Consider the following 411-nt stretch of genomic DNA (forward strand, 5'->3'; position numbering starts at 1 on the left):
ACAACTTCCCGTTAAAGCGGAAGATCACATAAACATATTCACTTTTAACGATTATACGACACTTCGCGCTCAACAACGGCGTAGGACTACTTTCTCAATCTGGTTGATAGCCTGCTGCCTTTATTCGCTCTTTTCTGTTGCCCACCTGCTTGTACTTCCAGAGCCCGCGCGAACGCTTATGTTCTATATCGCCGGCTACAGCGCTTTCGTGGCGGCCGTCGCCTGCCTCTACGCCTATCGCGCGCCAAGTGAAGAACGCTACGACGCCCTTGCGATCGTCCTTTTATCCCTTGTCGTGACCATCAATGTGACGGCGCATGGATTGGCCGTGCACGACACCACCCAGCTGAATTACCTGATGGTGCTCTTGAGCGTCTTCCCGATCCTGGCGCCGACGCATCGCAGCGCCTT

The 411-nt window shown here is 54.0% G+C and carries 1 protein-coding gene; it reads left to right on the forward strand.

Annotated features, from left to right (window positions below; genetic code table 11):
* Positions 1–178 precede the first annotated feature (178 nt).
* On the forward strand, positions 179–411 hold a 233-nt coding region (locus KH893_RS12670), incomplete at its 3' end, for a hypothetical protein (protein WP_281166382.1).

It is taken from the genome of Liquorilactobacillus sicerae (assembly GCF_029916425.1).
Lineage (GTDB): Bacteria > Bacillota > Bacilli > Lactobacillales > Lactobacillaceae > Liquorilactobacillus > Liquorilactobacillus sicerae.